A 15,838-nucleotide genomic window follows, 5' to 3' on the forward strand; every position below is an offset into this window, starting at 1 on the left:
GGGTAACACTGGGTTTGGCACGGCGAAGCGTCAGCGGGCTCAGCCGTTCTCCTTTGCCGCCTGCAAGAACCATGGCTATCGTATTTCTGCCAAGATTTAATCCATCGTACATGTTGACGCTCCTTCTTGCTTACTGTTGTTGGCTTTAGCTTATCCTTTAGCGCCAAGCTGTCAAGCATGCAAGTTGGATTTTTATTTTGTTGATGGTGGTATGAAAAAAGTATGGGCAGGAAAGTCATACCCGTGTTGCATGGTTCGGACTCTTTTTCTAAAACGGGTGAATGCTTCGTCGTTTCAAACCTTAGCTCACTGATATCACTATCGGTTTTTAGATGGAACAGGTGGGGTGGGAAGCTGTAGTAATTTTTCCCCGGAAGCAGCTGATTTACTGGCGTTGTTGACTGCCTCCGAGGAAAGTATGCCTTTTATGAAATGACGTTCAACGAAGAGGTGCCACTACCTGAACTGCTGCCCTGCAACTGCTTAAGCAGGTTGGAAAGGCTGGTTTGATCAGCGTTCTTCAACAGCGATGCAAGGGCGCTTTGCAGGGCGCTACTGCTTTCGTCAGAATTGCTGCTACCGGATTGGGCCTGTTGGGGAGGTGGCGGTGGAGGTCCCATGCTCTTCATCATGGTGTCCATTTCATCGCTGTTCAGTGCGCCATCGCTGTCACTGTCATATTGGGTGATCAGTGTGGAGGCGTCCTGAGATTGGCCGGTCATTTCTGCTAGCTTGTCCAGCATGGTCTGCAGCTCATCAGAAGAAAGAGCGCCGCTGCTATCACTATCCACTTTACTGAACATCTCTTCCGGTTTAGGCGGTGGTGGAGGTGGTGGCCCCTGTTTGCCGTTTATTGCAGAGCTGCTGCTGATTGAGCTGTCATCTTCATCATCCGATGACGAACTTTGCATCTGTTGCAGCATGGAGATCAGGCTGGATACCAGGTCCTGGCCGGAGTTGGAGAGGTACGAGGCCAGGGATGTGGTGTCCAGGCCGCTGGATTGGTTGCCGGACTGATCTTCATTGTTCAGCATTGCATCGCGCTCATGTTTGGGCTTGATGCTTTCCATCAGGCTGTCCATCTCATCGCTGTTCAGTGATCCATCGCTGTCGCTGTCATACTGGGACAGGAGAGAGGAAGCATCCAGGGTTTTACCGCTGTCCTCAGAGATCTTGTCGGTCAGGGCGGTTAGTTCTGTTTGCGAGATACTGCTGTTGCCGTCACTGTCAACTTTGTTGAACAGCTCCTGTTTTCTCTTCTGCTGGTCGATGCCAAACAGGCTGCTGATACTGCTGCTGATACTGCTGATACTACTCATGGCGGGCCTCCTTAGGGTGTGATGTGCAAAGGGTCGTTACTCTACCTATCGGATATAATTTGCAGGATATTCGTTAAGTGTGGCGGTGGTTGGGTAAAGTTTTGTAACCCGCCTTCGGCTACAAATCTTTACAGACGAAGTTGTTCGGGGGCTTTATACTGCACAGACTGATTTTAGCGGCTGGAGGGTGGAGTAGATGCAAAGCAGAATTCTGGTGATTGACGATGATCGTGACCTGTGCAGCTTGCTCGCTGACTATCTGAGCGCAGAAGGCTTCACCATTGAGGCGGTTCATGATGGCAGCCAGGGGGCTGCACAGGCCTGCGCCCAAAACTATGATCTGGTGGTACTGGATGTGATGCTGCCCGGCCTGAACGGATTTGAGGTGCTGCGTAAGATCAGGGCCGGGTCAGCGGTTCCGGTGGTGATGTTGACCGCTCGGGGAGAAGAGGTTGACCGGATTGTGGGGCTTGAGCTGGGGGCGGATGACTATCTGCCAAAACCGTTTAATCCGCGTGAGCTTGTGGCCCGTATCCGTGCCATTCAAAGACGTTCAGCTGCCCATCAGAGAAATGATGCCGTGCTGGAAACCGTTCTGGTCGTAGGGGATCTGACCCTTGATCCTGGTCGTCGTGCTGTGTTGCAGGGGGGACAGGAGCTGCCGCTTACCTCAGTCGAGTTTTCGGTGCTGGAGGTGCTGATGACACAGGCTGGTCGGGTGGTCAGCCGTGAAGAACTTTGTAATCAGGCCTTGGGGCGGCAGCTTAATTCCTATGACCGTAGCATAGATGTCCATGTCAGCAGTCTGCGCCGTAAACTGGGGCCTGCCAAGGATGGCAGTGAGCGGCTTAAAAGTGTGCGGGGGGTAGGCTATATCTATCTGCGTCCCACAGTGGAAGAGTCTCTCTGATGCGGTCACTTTTTGTCAGGCTGTTTTTCTGGTTCTGGCTGACTGTGGTGTTGTCCGGCGGTATCTTCTTTCTGGTTGCCATCAAGACCAGACCGGAATTCCCTCCGCGCCCTCCTGTTTCGTTTCATCGGGAACAGCAGGCCGGTGATCCAACACAGCCCGGTATGCAGCAACCAGCTCCTTTGCCACCATCTGCGGTCCACCATCCAGAACCACCGCCCCATGGTTTTCCCGGTTTTCCGTTAATAGCCCAGCTGGTCATCTACTTTGTGGTGGGCGGGCTGGCCTGTTATCTGCTGGCCTGGCGTCTGACTGCGCCGATCCGGCGTCTGCGCAGGGCTGCTCAACAGCTTGCACAAGGCGATCTGACGGCACGGGCTGGTTTTGGAGCAGATGCCAGAGGTGATGAAGTAGCTGATCTGGGACGGGATTTTGATCGGATGGCTGAGCAGCTTGAGGTTTTGATGTCGGCCCAAAAACAGCTGGTGCGGGATATTTCCCATGAACTGAGATCGCCCCTGGCTCGCCTCAACGTGGCGCTTGGTCTGGCACGTCGGGAGGCTCCGGTATCTGCTGCGGCAGCCTTTGACCGGATCGAGCAGGAGTCGGACCGCCTGAACCAGATGATCAGTGAACTGCTGACACTGACGCTACTGGAAAGTGGCAGTAAGACTCTGGAAAAGAAACAGGTGGATCTTGCAGCTTTGACCGCAGAGGTGGTGCATGATGCAGACTTTGAGGCTGCAGGCAGTGGACGAAGCGTACAGTTGATGGCTACACCGGTGCCGCTATTGCCAGGCAATTATGAGCTTCTGCGGCGAGCATTGGAAAATGTTGTGCGTAATGCCGTACGGTATACCGCTCCCGGCACCGTTGTGGAAGTCCGTCTGGAGCCGGATGGCACTGAGCAGGTCTGTCTGCGGGTGCGGGATCATGGGCCGGGGGTGCCGGAAGACGCCCTTTCGGCAATATTTAAACCATTTTTCAGGGTTGCAGAGGCACGGGATCGCCAGAGTGGCGGTACCGGTATCGGGCTTGCTATCACTGCTGGCACGATCAGGCATCACGGTGGCTCCGTTACTGCCCGTAATCTGGCCGAAGGTGGACTTGAGGTGTTGATCAGGTTACCATTGCCAGTTTGTTAATGGTCGCGCTGCCTGGGTTTGGAATGCCGCTAACTGTGTATCCACCTCTTGAACTTCAAACCAGTTGTTTTTCCCGTCACTATCATCTCTAGGGTAATCACCTCATTTTCATCTATCGCATGAGGTGCTAGTATAGACGCGCCTAAATACTCATCTCGTCTGTCGTTATTCTGCCGGTAATGCTGATTCCGGTCTCCGCTGCTGTTGCCTGAGTTGATGCAGGAGGTTTTAATGCTTGTAGATGTTAAAATCCTGGCTGTTGATGATGATAATTTTAACCTGCAGATAATCAAGGCTATGCTGGAAGATGTTAAGGCTACTATTTTTACCGCCAGTAACGGTCAGGAAGCTCTGGATCTGCTGGAATCCACCCCTGGTATAGATATTGTGCTGCTTGATCTACAGATGCCGGTTATGGATGGCTTTGAGGCGCTGCAGCGGATCAAACTTAACTTTACCCTGATGCATATCCCGGTAATAGTTGTCACTGCCGATCAGCAGGAAGTGACCAGGGTTCTGGAACTGGGTGCCAATGATTTTCTGGCCAAACCGTTTAACCCGGATGAGCTGCGCTTGCGGGTCATGAACCATGTCCGCAGTAAAAAATACCATGACATTATCAATAACATGAATGTCACCCTTGAGACGGAAGTTGCCAAAAAGACTGCGGACCTGCGGGATGCCCTGGCTCTGTCTCAGGAGGCGGAATATGAGATCTGTCTGCGCCTTGGCCGTGCCTCTGAATTCAGGGATATGGAAACCGGTATGCATACCCGCAGGATCAGTGAGATGTCAAAGACCCTGGCATTGCTGGCCGGTCTGCCGGAAGAACAGGCTGAGCTGCTGCGTTTTGCCTCCCCTCTGCATGATGTGGGCAAGATCGGTATCCCGGACCGGATATTGCTCAAACCGGGTAAACTGGATGAGACCGAGATGCAGATCATGAAGCTGCATACCACCATCGGCGGGCGGATACTGTCGGAAGGGGAGCGTTTTCACTCCCTTGAGGCTGGCTGCACAGTGGCGTTGCAACATCATGAAAAATGGGATGGCAGTGGTTATCCTGCCGGGTTAAAAGGTGAGGAGATCCACATCTTTGCCCGGATCGTGATGATTACCGATATCTTTGATGCATTGGCCTCAGATCGTCCCTACAAGAAGGCCTTCCCGATTGAAAAAATACTTACCATTATGGAAGAGGGCAGGGAGATCTTTTTTGATCCAAAGCTGTTGCAGTTTTTTATGGATAACCTGCAGCAATTTATTGCCATTCGTGACCGGCTAAAGGACCAGCAGGATGAATCGGATCCTCTTCTTGAGCTGCTTAATATTACTTGAATCATGGGGGAAAACAATGGCCAGACAATCGTATGTCTCTTCGCTTCTGCTGTTTTTGCTGCTCATTGGTTTGGCATGCCCGGTCATTGCAGCGCCAGCAGGTAACAGTCTGCTGATCTATTGCGGTATTACCATGGTGCGGCCGATGACTGATATTGCCCGTCAGTTTGAAAAGCAGGAAAAGATCAGCATTGCCATTGCCCAGGGTGGTTCGGAAGATCTCTATCAGAGCGCTAAAAAGAGCCAGAAGGGGGATCTCTATCTGCCGGGTGAGCCTGTCTTCAGAATCAAACATCAGCCTGAAGGGTTGCTGGGTGAGTACACGGTGCTGGGCATGAACCAGATGGCGCTGATGGTTAAAAAAGGTAATCCCAAAAAGGTTAAGCCAGATTTGAAAGAGCTGCTGCGCAAAGGCTTGGTAGTGGTACTGGGGAGCAGCGAAAGCGGCAGCGTCGGGGTCGAAGCACGACGGATTCTGACCCAGGCCGGCTTATATCCCAAGGTGGCTGCAAAAGTGGCGCAGATGATGCCTGATTCACGTTCCATAATGGCTGCCATGCGTCGTGGAGATGCCGATCTGACCATGAGCTGGCGCGCCACCGGTTATTTTCCTGATAACGCACCCAGCGTTGATGTGTTGGATCTGCCACCCTCGATTGCGCCGCCTCAGGAGCTGCAGCTGACCCTTCTGAATTTCTCTCAAAACAAGGCCATGGCCCGTAAATTTATGGAGTATGCCGCAGGTCCCCAGGGACAGACAATTTTTCGACGCTATGGCTTTATTACGGTTTCAAAGGCTGGACGCTAACCTGGTATGGCAATCGATTTCAAACAACCTGCTACCATGATCAGTTCTGCCTCCCGGGCAACCCGCCTGCTTTTCCTGCTAATCGGACTGTTTTTAATCGGCTTTACGGCATTGATCGCAGTTAACGTGGTTATCGGGCGCCTGATGGAGGAGCTGGAACACCGGGGCAATAACGAGCAGGTCCGCCTGTTTATTGGCGAAGTGCTAGTTGACGATATAAAAGGGATGGAGCTTGATTTTAACCGGATGGTCGCTTCGGTCAGCACAGCCGAGCAGGGGCGTTTGAGATCAGCCATCAAGGAGAAAACACTCAAGCTGGAACATGACCTGCTGGTGTTAAAAGATGGTGGCCGGGTTGAACGGACGCTTGATCTGAATATTGAAGGGATTGATAACCTGAATGAACAGGTTACCTATACACCCCGTGCTGATGATCCCCACAACATGCTTGAGTTGATCGAGATTGGCCCACACCTGGACAAAGTGCGGGAGAAGGCTGATGAGCTGACCTTTTTACTGGCCAAACGGGAGCAGGCCCGAGAAACGGCCAATGCTGCCAAATTGCTTGAAATAGAAGAAAAGCTGAATGTTTTTTACAAGCATGTGCCCTCGCTGTTCATACGTCTGAACGAAAATGCCAACCGACTCTACTATGAAAGCAATAATCGCATTACCGTACTGAGAGAAGAGCTGGCTGCACGGCGGCTGCTGTACAAAAATATTCAGACGGGCTTAGGGGGCAGCATTGTCCTGCTGGTTATGATCAGCGGTATCCTGCTGGCCCGTCAGCTGGCCTTGGTTAATATTCAGCTGATGCAGTCCGGCGAAGAGATGCGGGTTGCCAAAGAACAGGCAGAGGCCAGCAGTCGTGCCAAAAGTGAGTTTCTGGCCAATATGAGCCATGAAATCCGTACCCCAATGAACGGTGTTCTGGGGATGACCGAGCTGCTGATGGATTCAGAACTGAATCCACAGCAGTACGACTATCTCAAGTCGGTCAAGATTTCTGCAGAAAACCTGATGGATATCATTAATGATATCCTGGACTTTTCAAAGATAGAGATGGGCAGGCTGGAGACAGAAACAGTTCCCTTTATGTTGCGCAGTATGCTGGGGCAGACCCTGCGTACCCTGGCGGTGCGGGCAGGACAGAAAGGGCTTGAGCTGGTCTTTCAGGTTGATCCCGATGTGCCGGACAGTCTGCTGGGTGATCCCGGACGGTTGCGTCAGGTGCTGTTAAATCTATCCGGTAATGCGGTCAAGTTTACCGAACAGGGTGAAATTGAACTGCTGGTGTCAAAACAGCAGTCGCTGCCGGATGGTGATGTTTTACTGCGTTTTGAAGTGCGGGACAAAGGGATCGGGATTAACCCGGAGCATCTGCAGCGTATCTTTGCTCCCTTTGAGCAGGCTGATCTTTCCACAACTAAAAAGTTTGGTGGTACCGGTCTTGGTTTGGCTATCTGTCGCCGTCTGGTGCAGTTGATGGGTGGGGAGATCGGCGTGGAAAGTGTGCTTGGCCAGGGTAGTACCTTCTGGTTTACCCTGCGTTGCCGGGTGCAGGATAAGGTGCAGCATGAAGCCCAGCAATCCACCGCCCTGCAGGGGATTGTCGCACTGGTGGTGGATGATGTGGCCATTAACCGGCAGCTGCTGAAAGGTTTTCTGGGACGTTGGGGGGTAGAGGTGCTTACGGCAGCAACTGCTGAAGAGGCCAGATCCAAGCTGGAGTCTGCGCTGTCTGTCCGGCCGGTGCAATTGTTGCTATCTGATCTGCAGATGCCGGATATAGATGGCTGGACGCTGGTGGAGCAGATCAGAAAAGATGTTCGTTATGATGATCTGAAACTGGTGCTGTTGCCAAGTGCCGGCAAGCGTGGAGACGCCCGGCGTTGTCGCCAGCTGAAGGTTAACGGCTATCTAACCAAGCCGGTGATCCATAGTGAGTTGTACGATGCCTTGAAGGCGATCATACATGGCAAGGAACAGCCTGGCAGTGATCTGGTTACGCGCCATCAGGTGCGGGAGGCCAAGCGTAGTTGCAGGATTCTGCTGGTTGATGATGTCGAGATCAATCGTGAGCTGGCCAAGATTATACTGGAGAAACAAGGACATCAGGTTGTTCTTGCTGTTGATGGTCAGGATGCGCTGGAAAAAGCACGTAATGGTGGACTCGACCTGATCCTGATGGATATCCAGATGCCGGTGATGGATGGTTTTGAAGCCACAAACGAAATCCGTGCCTTTGAACTTGCCCATAAGCGGCAACCGGTACCTATTGTGGCAATGACCGCCTATGCATTGCAGGGCGACAAAGAACGTTGTCTTGCGGCAGGTATGGATGCCTATCTGTCCAAGCCGATCAAAGAGGATGATCTGTTGGCCGTGATTGAACGGATGGTTTCAGGCCAGCCACCACAGCAACCGACTGCTCTTGTCATGCAGGCGGATGTTCAGGTTCAGGATCAAGTGCAACAGCCGGTTTTTGATCGTCAGGCGCTGCTGGTGCGTCTGGGTGGAAATGAGGCGCTCATCCAGAAGTTTGTGGCCATGTTTTTAGACAGTGCCAACGAGCATATGAATCTGCTACGACAGGCCGTTGAAGCAGGTGATGCTGAACAGATGCGGGCCAAGGCCCACGCCATTAAGGGGTCAGCCGGTAACGTGGGGGCCTGTGCCTTGTCTGCAGCGGCGGCTGAGCTTGGAAAGGCGGTCCGTGAAGGGCAGACAGAAGAGTACTCACGGAGAATGGAAGCGCTTAATAAACAGTTTGAGTCGTTTCGTACAGAGTCAGGAGGTAGCTAATGAGGCATTTCAGAATGACTCTGTGGTGTATTATTGTATTGGTGGCGCTTGCTCATGTCCAAAGTGTACATGCGTCTCAGTTAAAACCCACACTGTTGATTTATTGCGGTACTACTATGCTTCGACCGATGCAGGATATCGCGAGAATTTTTGAGCAGCGTGAAGGGGTAAAGGTCAGTTTTGTACAGGGAGGCTCTGCTGATCTGTACAAGAGTGCCGCCAAGAGTCGTCTGGGGGATCTCTACCTGCCAGGTGAGGCCTCTTTTCGTCATGACAATCTGAAGGATGGTCTATTGGGTGAATACCGATTGGTGGGGTACAATCGGCTGGCCCTGATGGTGCAGAAGGGTAATCCCAAAAAGGTTCAACCAGATCCTCGGCAGCTACTTCGTAAAGACCTGCAAATTCTGTTAAGTGGTAGCGATACCTGCAGTTCCGGGCTGGCTGCCAAACGACTATTCACTGAGATGGGAATTTACAACACCCTGTTAAAGAAAGCGGTCATGGTGCTGCCTGATTCCCGGGCTATTGCCACTTCCATGCGACGGGGGGATGCAGATGCCGTTATTACCTGGCAGGGGACTATTCTGTTTGCAGACAGCACAAAGAGCTTTGAGATCATAGCACTTCCCGGCAAGTGGGGTTCGTCTCAGGAGCTGTTGTTGACTCTCTTTACTTTTTCAAAACAGCCTGTATTGGCCCGTAAGTTTATGGACCTTGCAGCAGGGCCTGAAGGTCAGGCTGTTTTCACTAGAAATGGCTTTGGAAAATAGTCCAGGTCGATGCCAAACGAACCATTGAACATAGCAAAAGTAGAAGAACAGCACCCACGTGCCGGCAGGACGGTACTGCTGCTACTGCTGCTGTTTTGCGTCGGTATTGCTTCTACCGTGTTGATTAATGAGCTGTTTAGTCGACTCGAACATCAGCTTGGCCGCAAGGGGAACAATGAACGTTCCCGTCAATTTATTGCCGAGGATATATCCCGCACGGTTACAACGCTTGAACTGGATTTCCTGCGCATGGCAACCTCCACGAATCTGCATCGGCAGCAGATGATCCAACAGACTATTGCAGAACACCTGAAGCGCATTCGGCATGCTCTTGAAGTGCTCCAGAAGGGCGGGAACTTCAAACAGCAGATCGGCCTGAACCTGGAGGGGGTTGATGAAATGTCCCGTCAGGTTGAGTATCAGGCGGACCCTGAAGACAATACCAACCTGCTTGCAGCCATAGAGCTTGAGCCGCATCTTGATCTGATTGCGAAGAAGTCAGAATTGGCCCTTAACTTGCTGGAAAGTCGAGAAAAAGCACGTGATTCAGGTAGGGTCAGTCGTTTGAGTGCTGCAGAACTGGAAACCAAGCTGTTTTTTAAAGAAACCACATCGCTCTTTGTTCGGCTGCATGAGAATACAAATCGTCTCTTCCATGAAAGTACCACCAGGATTGAACAACTTGAGCGGATTCACGCTGAACAGCGGTCTCGTTACCATACCAGTCACACTGCATTGGTGGGGATGATTCTCCTGACCGTGCTGGTTGTTGGCGGGTTGTTGGGTAGACAGATCAGTAATATCACCAGGCGCCTGCAACAGGCTAATTACGATCTGCAGGTTTCCGGTCAGGCAGCCGAGATTGCTCTCAATCTTTCCCGTGAAGCTGAGTATGAAATCTGTTTGCGCCTGGGGCGGGCAGCTGAATTTCGTGACCTTGAAACCGGCCAGCACACCCGTCGAATCAGCGAAATGGCTTCAGCTTTGGCAGGTTTGGCTGGCTTTAACCAGGAGATGGTTGAGTTGCTTCGTTTTGCTGCACCATTGCATGATGTGGGCAAGGTAGGGATACCGGATCATATCCTGTTGAAACCGGGTAAATTGGATGAACATGAGTTGCAGACTATCAGACTGCATACGGTGTTGGGGGAGAAATTGCTGGCAGAGGCGGGTAACTTTCCATCGCTTGAACTGGGGCGGGTGATTGCTGTACAGCATCATGAAAAATGGGATGGAAGTGGATACCCCAATGGTCTGCATGGTGACGAAATTGCTGTGGTCGCACGAATAGTTACTATTGTGGATATCTTTGATGCCCTGCTATCAGAACGTCCGTATAAAAAGCCGTTTAGCCTGGATATGGCGGTGGAGATTATGGAAGAAGGGCGTGGCTCCTTCTTTGATCCTTTGTTGCTACAGCTGTTTTTGGATAACTTGCAAAGGTTTGTAGCCATCAGAAACAATCTTCAGGATCGGGCTGACGAGATTGAGTTGTCACGGCGTCTGTATGCATCATAGCTGTTAGGAACTCCAATGACTGATAGACCAAAAACAGTATCTGAAGACCTGCTAATCGGTCTTCTGTTTGGCCTGGCCGGGTTTTGCCTGAACTGGTTCAAGCTGGAGCTTTTTTTTAACGTTGATTTTCTGTTTGGGTCGATTGTCACTATGGTCGCCCTGCAACGATTTGGTCTCATCAGCGGTGTAACCGCCTCCTTGATCGCCTCACTTGTTACCCTGTTCCACTGGCACCACCCCTGGGCAGTTGTTCTTTTTACTGCTGAACCAGTGCTGGTCTATCTACTGATTAAACGCAAGCGCTTCAGCCTGTTGAATGCAGATATTCTCTACTGGTTTACCGGTGGCTTGCTGCTTGTCTGGCTGTTCTATCATCACCTGATGGGCTTTGCTCCTCTGGCTACGCTGGTGATTGCCCTTAAACAGGGGATTAACGGTGTTTTCAATACCCTGCTGGCAAAAGGGATCTGTCTGTTGCCCTGGATGACCAACCGGAATATACGGCAGCAAAAACCGGCTTTGCGGGAACTGCTGTTTGTGGGGTTGGCCGCTCTGGTGCTGGTGCCTGCCTTTGGATTCGGTTGGTTTACGATTCATGATGGCTTCAAGCGTGATTTCAGAATTGCCAAAGAAAGTCATTCTCGCTTCAGCCGGATTATCTCCAAAACAACGGTAGACTTGTGGTTTGTCCAGCGCAAGTTGCAGGTTGAGGGTGTGGCTGCAGTTATGCAGCCACCAGACACGATACCGCCCCGGCAGCTACAACATAGTCTTGAAAAACTTAACTCTAACTATACCTGTCTCTGCCGCCAGATTATCCTGGATAAACGCTCTGTTACCCGTGCTTTTATACCCACGGTTGATGAACAGGGGAACTCTACCATTGGTCTGGATATGAGTGATCGCCCGTATCTGAAACGGGTTATGACGCCTCCCTATCTTTCTACCGTAGAATTTTTTATGGGTAAGATCGGGACTCCCGGCCCTCGTCTGGCTGTGGTTGCGCCGATCCATGATGCCGGTCGTTATCAGGGGGCGGTACTTTCAGTCTTTAAGCTTGAAGAGCTACAGAGCCTCTTTGCCAGTCTGATAGGTAGACGTCCAATTACGGTAACTCTTTTGGATGCTGAAGGGCGGGTCGTTATCAGCAGCAACAGGGACCTAAAACCAATGACACCGTTCAGGCTGCCGTCAGGCGGTATCCTGCGGCCTCTGGACGATACAACACGGCAGTGGATACCTGATCCCAAGCCTGGTGTTGGTGCCATGAAACGTTGGCTTCATTCCTTTCTGTATCAGGAGGAAAGCCTGCCAAGTCTGCCCGGCTGGAAACTGGTAACCCAGTGGTCGCTTAAGCCCTTACTGCTACAGACCAGCCAAAAGGTATCACAGATATTGGGTGTTATTGCCCTGGTACTGTTACTGGCCATAGCCCTTGCCCACTATTTTGCCAGCTATCTTGCACGGGTCTTTGTCCGCCTTGAGGAGATGACCCGCAGTCTGCCCCAGCGGGTTGCCGATGGTGATGCCATTGTCTGGCCATCGGCATCAGTACGTGAAGTGGAAGGCCTGACTGCCAACTTTCAGCAGATGGCGGTCAGTCTACAGCACCAGTCACTGGAGCTGCAGGCGCTGAATGAAGAGCTTGAACAGCGGGTGCAGGAGCGGACCACGCTGTTGGAAGGGGTGCTGCTTTCTACGGCAGATCTTGTCTTTTTCAAGGATCTGGATGGTGTCTACCTGGGCTGCAATCCCGAGTTTGCCCGGCTGGTTGGACGTAGCCGAGAACAGGTGGTGGGTGCACGGGATACTGATATATTTCCGCAAGATGTTGCAGGCTTTTTTCGCGAGCAGGATTCTCTGATGATGGCTTCAGGAGAAGTGCGTCGTAATGAGGAGTGGGTGACCTATCCTGATGGCACTGAAGTGCTTCTGGACACTTTTAAATCTCCATTGCGGGATGCCTCAGGTACATTACTGGGAGTGGTGGGGGTAAGTCGCAATATCACAGAGCAATATCAGATGGTTGGTCTGTTACGGAAGCGGGAACAATATCTGCGGGCCGTCATGGATAACTTCCCGTTTCTGGTCTGGCTGAAAGATACCGAGAGTCGTTTCCTGGCAGTTAACCGTCCTTTTGCTGAGGCAGCCGAATGCTCCAAGCCGGAAGATATTGAAGGCAGAACTGACTTTGATATCTGGCCGTTTGATCTTGCTGCAGCGTATCGGGCTGATGATCAAGCGGTACTGCAATCTCTGGTTACCAGGGATGTTGAAGAACAGGTAGAAACAGGTGGACAGCGGGTCTGGATAGAGACTTACAAGGCACCGGTACAGGATGTTGATGGTACGTTGTTGGGGACAGTCGGTTTTGCCCGGGATATTACGGAGAAAAAACAGGCGGAGCAGGCGGTGCAGGAGGTTGTTGAGGCCAAGCTGCGCTTTATCGCCAACATGTCCCATGAGATTCGTACCCCGATGAACGGGGTGATCGGCATGGCCGGGCTGTTACAGGAAAGTGGGCTTGACGAAGAACAGCGCTATTTCCTGCAGGTGATCCGCTCCAGTGGTGAGCTGTTGCTGGCAATTATTAATGACATTCTTGATTTTTCCAAGATAGAGGCAGGACATCTGCAACTTGAGGAATTTCCCTTTGATCCTGAAAGTCTGTGTAGCGAACTGGCAGATCTGTTTGCTGCGCAGTGCCATGCCAAAGGATTGCTGTTGGTACGTCGCTTTTATCTGCAGGAGTGTCACTGTCTCAAAGGTGATGGAACCCGTCTGCGCCAGATACTGATGAACCTGCTGGGTAATGCACTCAAATTTACCGAAACCGGTACGATTACCCTGCAGATCTCAACAGAACAGCAACAAAATGGAAAGATCCTGCTGCGCTGCCAGATACGGGATACCGGGATCGGTATTCCGAAAGAGCGATTCAGTTCTCTCTTTACCCCATTTACCCAGGCTGACAGTTCTACAACCCGCAAGTATGGTGGAACCGGACTGGGGCTGGCTATCAGCCGCCAGCTGGCACGTCTGATGGGAGGAGATATTAATCTGATTAGTCTGCCGGGACAGGGCAGCTCCTTTGCTGTCACGGTTCTGTGTGACCCTTGCAGCGAGATCGAGCAGATGCAGCTGCAACAACAGAAAAAGCCTGTTGATCAACAGAAAAAGGTGACGTCAGCCAGGATACTGCTGGTGGAAGACAATGTGGTAAATCAGCTGGTGGCCCGTACGATTCTGGAAAAACAGGGGCATAAAGTATCACTGGCTGCCAATGGACAAGAGGCGTTGGCCATGCTGCGCCTGTTGCCGGCTGATCTGGTTTTGATGGATTGCCAGATGCCGGTTATGGATGGTTTTGAGGCCACCAGCCGGATCAGACAGGGTGAATCAGGAGAACAAAACCGCAACGTGCCGATCATCGCCATGACTGCCCATGCCTTTGTACAGGACAGAGAACACTGCTTTAGCGTTGGAATGGATGATTACCTGACCAAGCCGGTGCAACCTGCGCGTCTGGCTGATGCTATTGCAGCGTGGATGGAACGCGGCCATCAAGCCGTATCGGATGCTGGTACGGCCCCAGACCCGGTTGCTGCAGCTGATCTGCCGGTGGACGCTGAGGAGCTGATTTTTGCTGCTGAAGACCTGCTTCAGAGACTGGACGATGATCGTGACCTGGCACAAACCACTATCAATATCTTCCTGGATGAGGTGGACAGCGCAGTGGCAGAACTGCATGCTGCTGTGGTGCGTGCCGATAGCGTGTCTGTCTGCATGCAGGCCCATGGACTGAAAGGTGCTGCCCTGAATTGTGGTGCCCAGAAGACTGCAGCCGTTGCCCATCGTCTTGAATATCTGGCAAAGGACGGTTCACTTGAAGGCGCTGAGCAGATGATTGATGAACTGAGGCGGGAAGTTGTGCGCTACCAGCAGGAGATTCAAAAGCTGGGTTGGAGAGGTTGAAGCAGGGGTTGATGGTTACCTGTCCAAGCCGCTGGATTTGAGAACACTGATGGCTGAACTTAAACGGGACATTGCTACAATTAGGCCTGTTTTTATAAATAAGATGCTGAAGGAGGCGGTCTCGGTACAGCAGGGCAGATGTATCAATAGGTGAAAGTGTAACAGAATAAACGGCATGCTTGATGCGCTGATTGCACCGATGCGGCTGGCAGGCCATGCTCTGGATGAGATTGCCCACGGACGGATTCCCCCCTTTGTGATTGATGAGTATCAGGGCGAGTACAATACCATCAAGCAGAATATCAATACCCTGCTGGCCATTCTGTATGGCATGCATAAAGAGACCACCAACCTGACCGATTCAGTGCGGGAGGGCAACCTGAAGACCCGGGGTAATGACTGGGATTATGACGGTATCTGGAAAGAGCTGATTCGGGGCATGAACGGCACGCTGGATGCGGTACTTGATCCGGTAAACGAAGCCAGTAGTGTGCTGGGACGGTTGGCAGACTATGACCTGAGTGCCCGGATGCGGGGTCGCTACCACGGCGACCATGCCGTGATCCGTAAGGCGATGAACACCACTGCAGAGGCGTTGCACAGTGCCATCTCGCAAGTGTCAGAAACCGTGGAGCTGGTTTCAGAGGCAGGCCAAAAGATCAGCGAAGGCAACGCAGTTGTGTCTGATGGTGCTGCTGAGCAGAGTAACCAGCTGGCTGAGACCTCCAGTAACCTGGAGCGAATTGCAGTAGGGGCTGCCACCAGTACCAGCAAGACCAGTGAGGCCAGGGAAAAGGTCCATGAGGCCGCCCAGACCATGGAGCAGGCCCAGGAGTCAATGGAGCAGATGCTGGGGGCGATGGTTAAGGTGCGTGAGGCCGCGGAAAATACCACCGCCATTGTCAATGAGATCGACGGGATTGCCAAAGAGACCGGCACCCTTTCCACCAGCGCCATGGACAAGGCAGTCAGGATCAGGACCTCGGCAGGCGGATTCGGGGTGGTTGCCCATGAGATCAGAAAACTGGGGCAGCGCTGTACCGAAACGGCAAAAGGGATGAAGCAGTTCAGCAGACAGGTTGCACTGGGTGATGGTGAAGAGGCCGACAAGTTGCGGGATGACTTTCAATTGTTGATTGATGACCTGGAAGATGTGGCCATGTTCTCAAACCTGCTGGGGGTGAATGCCGCCATTGAGGCCGCCCATGTGGAAGGGGCCGGTAACGATTTTAAGCTGTTGACTGACG

Annotated in this window: 11 protein-coding genes; 9 read left to right on the forward strand and 2 right to left on the reverse strand. The window is 52.2% G+C overall.

Going from position 1 to position 15,838, the window contains the following annotated elements; all coding sequences use genetic code 11:
- Positions 1-112 (reverse strand): sugar phosphate nucleotidyltransferase (locus OEL57_RS07070; protein ID WP_300738999.1); only part of this gene is annotated, 112 nt, incomplete at its 3' end.
- A gap of 313 nt (positions 113-425) precedes the next feature.
- Positions 426-1,319 (reverse strand): EF-hand domain-containing protein, encoded by an 894-nt coding sequence (locus OEL57_RS07075; RefSeq protein ID WP_300738972.1) that lies wholly within the window; start codon positions 1,317-1,319, stop codon positions 426-428.
- A 196-nt stretch (positions 1,320-1,515) separates the two neighbouring features.
- Between OEL57_RS07075 and OEL57_RS07080 the strand changes: the two genes are divergently transcribed.
- The 9 genes from OEL57_RS07080 to OEL57_RS07120 all read left to right on the forward strand — a co-directional run.
- Positions 1,516-2,229: a response regulator transcription factor gene (locus tag OEL57_RS07080; protein WP_300738975.1), complete on the forward strand. Its 714-nt coding sequence runs from the start codon at positions 1,516-1,518 to the stop codon at positions 2,227-2,229.
- Complete coding sequence (locus OEL57_RS07085) at positions 2,229-3,374, forward strand: ATP-binding protein (RefSeq protein ID WP_300738978.1); 1,146 nt, start codon at positions 2,229-2,231, stop codon at positions 3,372-3,374. The genes OEL57_RS07080 and OEL57_RS07085 overlap by 1 nt, the downstream gene beginning before the upstream one ends.
- A 231-nt stretch (positions 3,375-3,605) precedes the next feature.
- Positions 3,606-4,712 carry an HD domain-containing phosphohydrolase gene (locus OEL57_RS07090; RefSeq protein WP_300738981.1) on the forward strand — a complete coding sequence of 369 codons (1,107 nt, stop codon included), beginning with the start codon at positions 3,606-3,608 and terminating at the stop codon, positions 4,710-4,712.
- A 16-nt stretch (positions 4,713-4,728) separates the two neighbouring features.
- Positions 4,729-5,520: a substrate-binding domain-containing protein gene (locus tag OEL57_RS07095; RefSeq protein WP_300738984.1), complete on the forward strand. Its 792-nt coding sequence runs from the start codon at positions 4,729-4,731 to the stop codon at positions 5,518-5,520.
- A 6-nt stretch (positions 5,521-5,526) separates the two neighbouring features.
- Positions 5,527-8,325 carry a hybrid sensor histidine kinase/response regulator gene (locus tag OEL57_RS07100; protein ID WP_300738987.1) on the forward strand — a complete coding sequence of 933 codons (2,799 nt, stop codon included), beginning with the start codon at positions 5,527-5,529 and terminating at the stop codon, positions 8,323-8,325.
- A 14-nt stretch (positions 8,326-8,339) separates the two neighbouring features.
- On the forward strand, positions 8,340-9,098 hold the full coding sequence (locus OEL57_RS07105; protein WP_300739002.1) for a substrate-binding domain-containing protein: 759 nt from the start codon (positions 8,340-8,342) through the stop codon (positions 9,096-9,098).
- Between the two features lie 9 nt (positions 9,099-9,107).
- Entirely contained in the window at positions 9,108-10,616 is a 1,509-nt protein-coding gene (locus tag OEL57_RS07110) for an HD-GYP domain-containing protein (protein ID WP_300738990.1), read from the forward strand.
- Positions 10,617-10,631: 15 nt separating this feature from the next.
- A complete protein-coding gene (locus OEL57_RS07115; protein WP_300738993.1) occupies positions 10,632-14,591 on the forward strand; it encodes a PAS domain-containing protein in 3,960 nt (1,319 codons plus the stop codon).
- A 175-nt stretch (positions 14,592-14,766) separates the two neighbouring features.
- Positions 14,767-15,838: methyl-accepting chemotaxis protein (locus OEL57_RS07120; protein WP_300738996.1), on the forward strand; the 1,072-nt coding region annotated here is incomplete at its 3' end.

Origin of the sequence: Trichlorobacter sp., assembly GCF_030247655.1 — a bacterium.
GTDB lineage: Bacteria > Desulfobacterota > Desulfuromonadia > Geobacterales > Pseudopelobacteraceae > Trichlorobacter.

What these genes read in the sequence shown, in the direction of transcription:
- OEL57_RS07090 (WP_300738981.1), top strand. Translation starts at nt 3,606, where the DNA reads ATGCTTGTAGATGTTAAAATCCTGGCTGTTGATGATGATAATTTTAAC.
- OEL57_RS07085 (WP_300738978.1), top strand. Translation starts at nt 2,229, where the DNA reads ATGCGGTCACTTTTTGTCAGGCTGTTTTTCTGGTTCTGGCTGACTGTG.
- OEL57_RS07095 (WP_300738984.1), top strand. Translation starts at nt 4,729, where the DNA reads ATGGCCAGACAATCGTATGTCTCTTCGCTTCTGCTGTTTTTGCTGCTC.
- OEL57_RS07080 (WP_300738975.1), top strand. Translation starts at nt 1,516, where the DNA reads ATGCAAAGCAGAATTCTGGTGATTGACGATGATCGTGACCTGTGCAGC.
- OEL57_RS07075 (WP_300738972.1), bottom strand. Translation starts at nt 1,319, where the DNA reads ATGAGTAGTATCAGCAGTATCAGCAGCAGTATCAGCAGCCTGTTTGGC.
- OEL57_RS07105 (WP_300739002.1), top strand. Translation starts at nt 8,340, where the DNA reads ATGACTCTGTGGTGTATTATTGTATTGGTGGCGCTTGCTCATGTCCAA.
- OEL57_RS07110 (WP_300738990.1), top strand. Translation starts at nt 9,108, where the DNA reads ATGCCAAACGAACCATTGAACATAGCAAAAGTAGAAGAACAGCACCCA.
- OEL57_RS07115 (WP_300738993.1), top strand. Translation starts at nt 10,632, where the DNA reads ATGACTGATAGACCAAAAACAGTATCTGAAGACCTGCTAATCGGTCTT.
- OEL57_RS07100 (WP_300738987.1), top strand. Translation starts at nt 5,527, where the DNA reads ATGGCAATCGATTTCAAACAACCTGCTACCATGATCAGTTCTGCCTCC.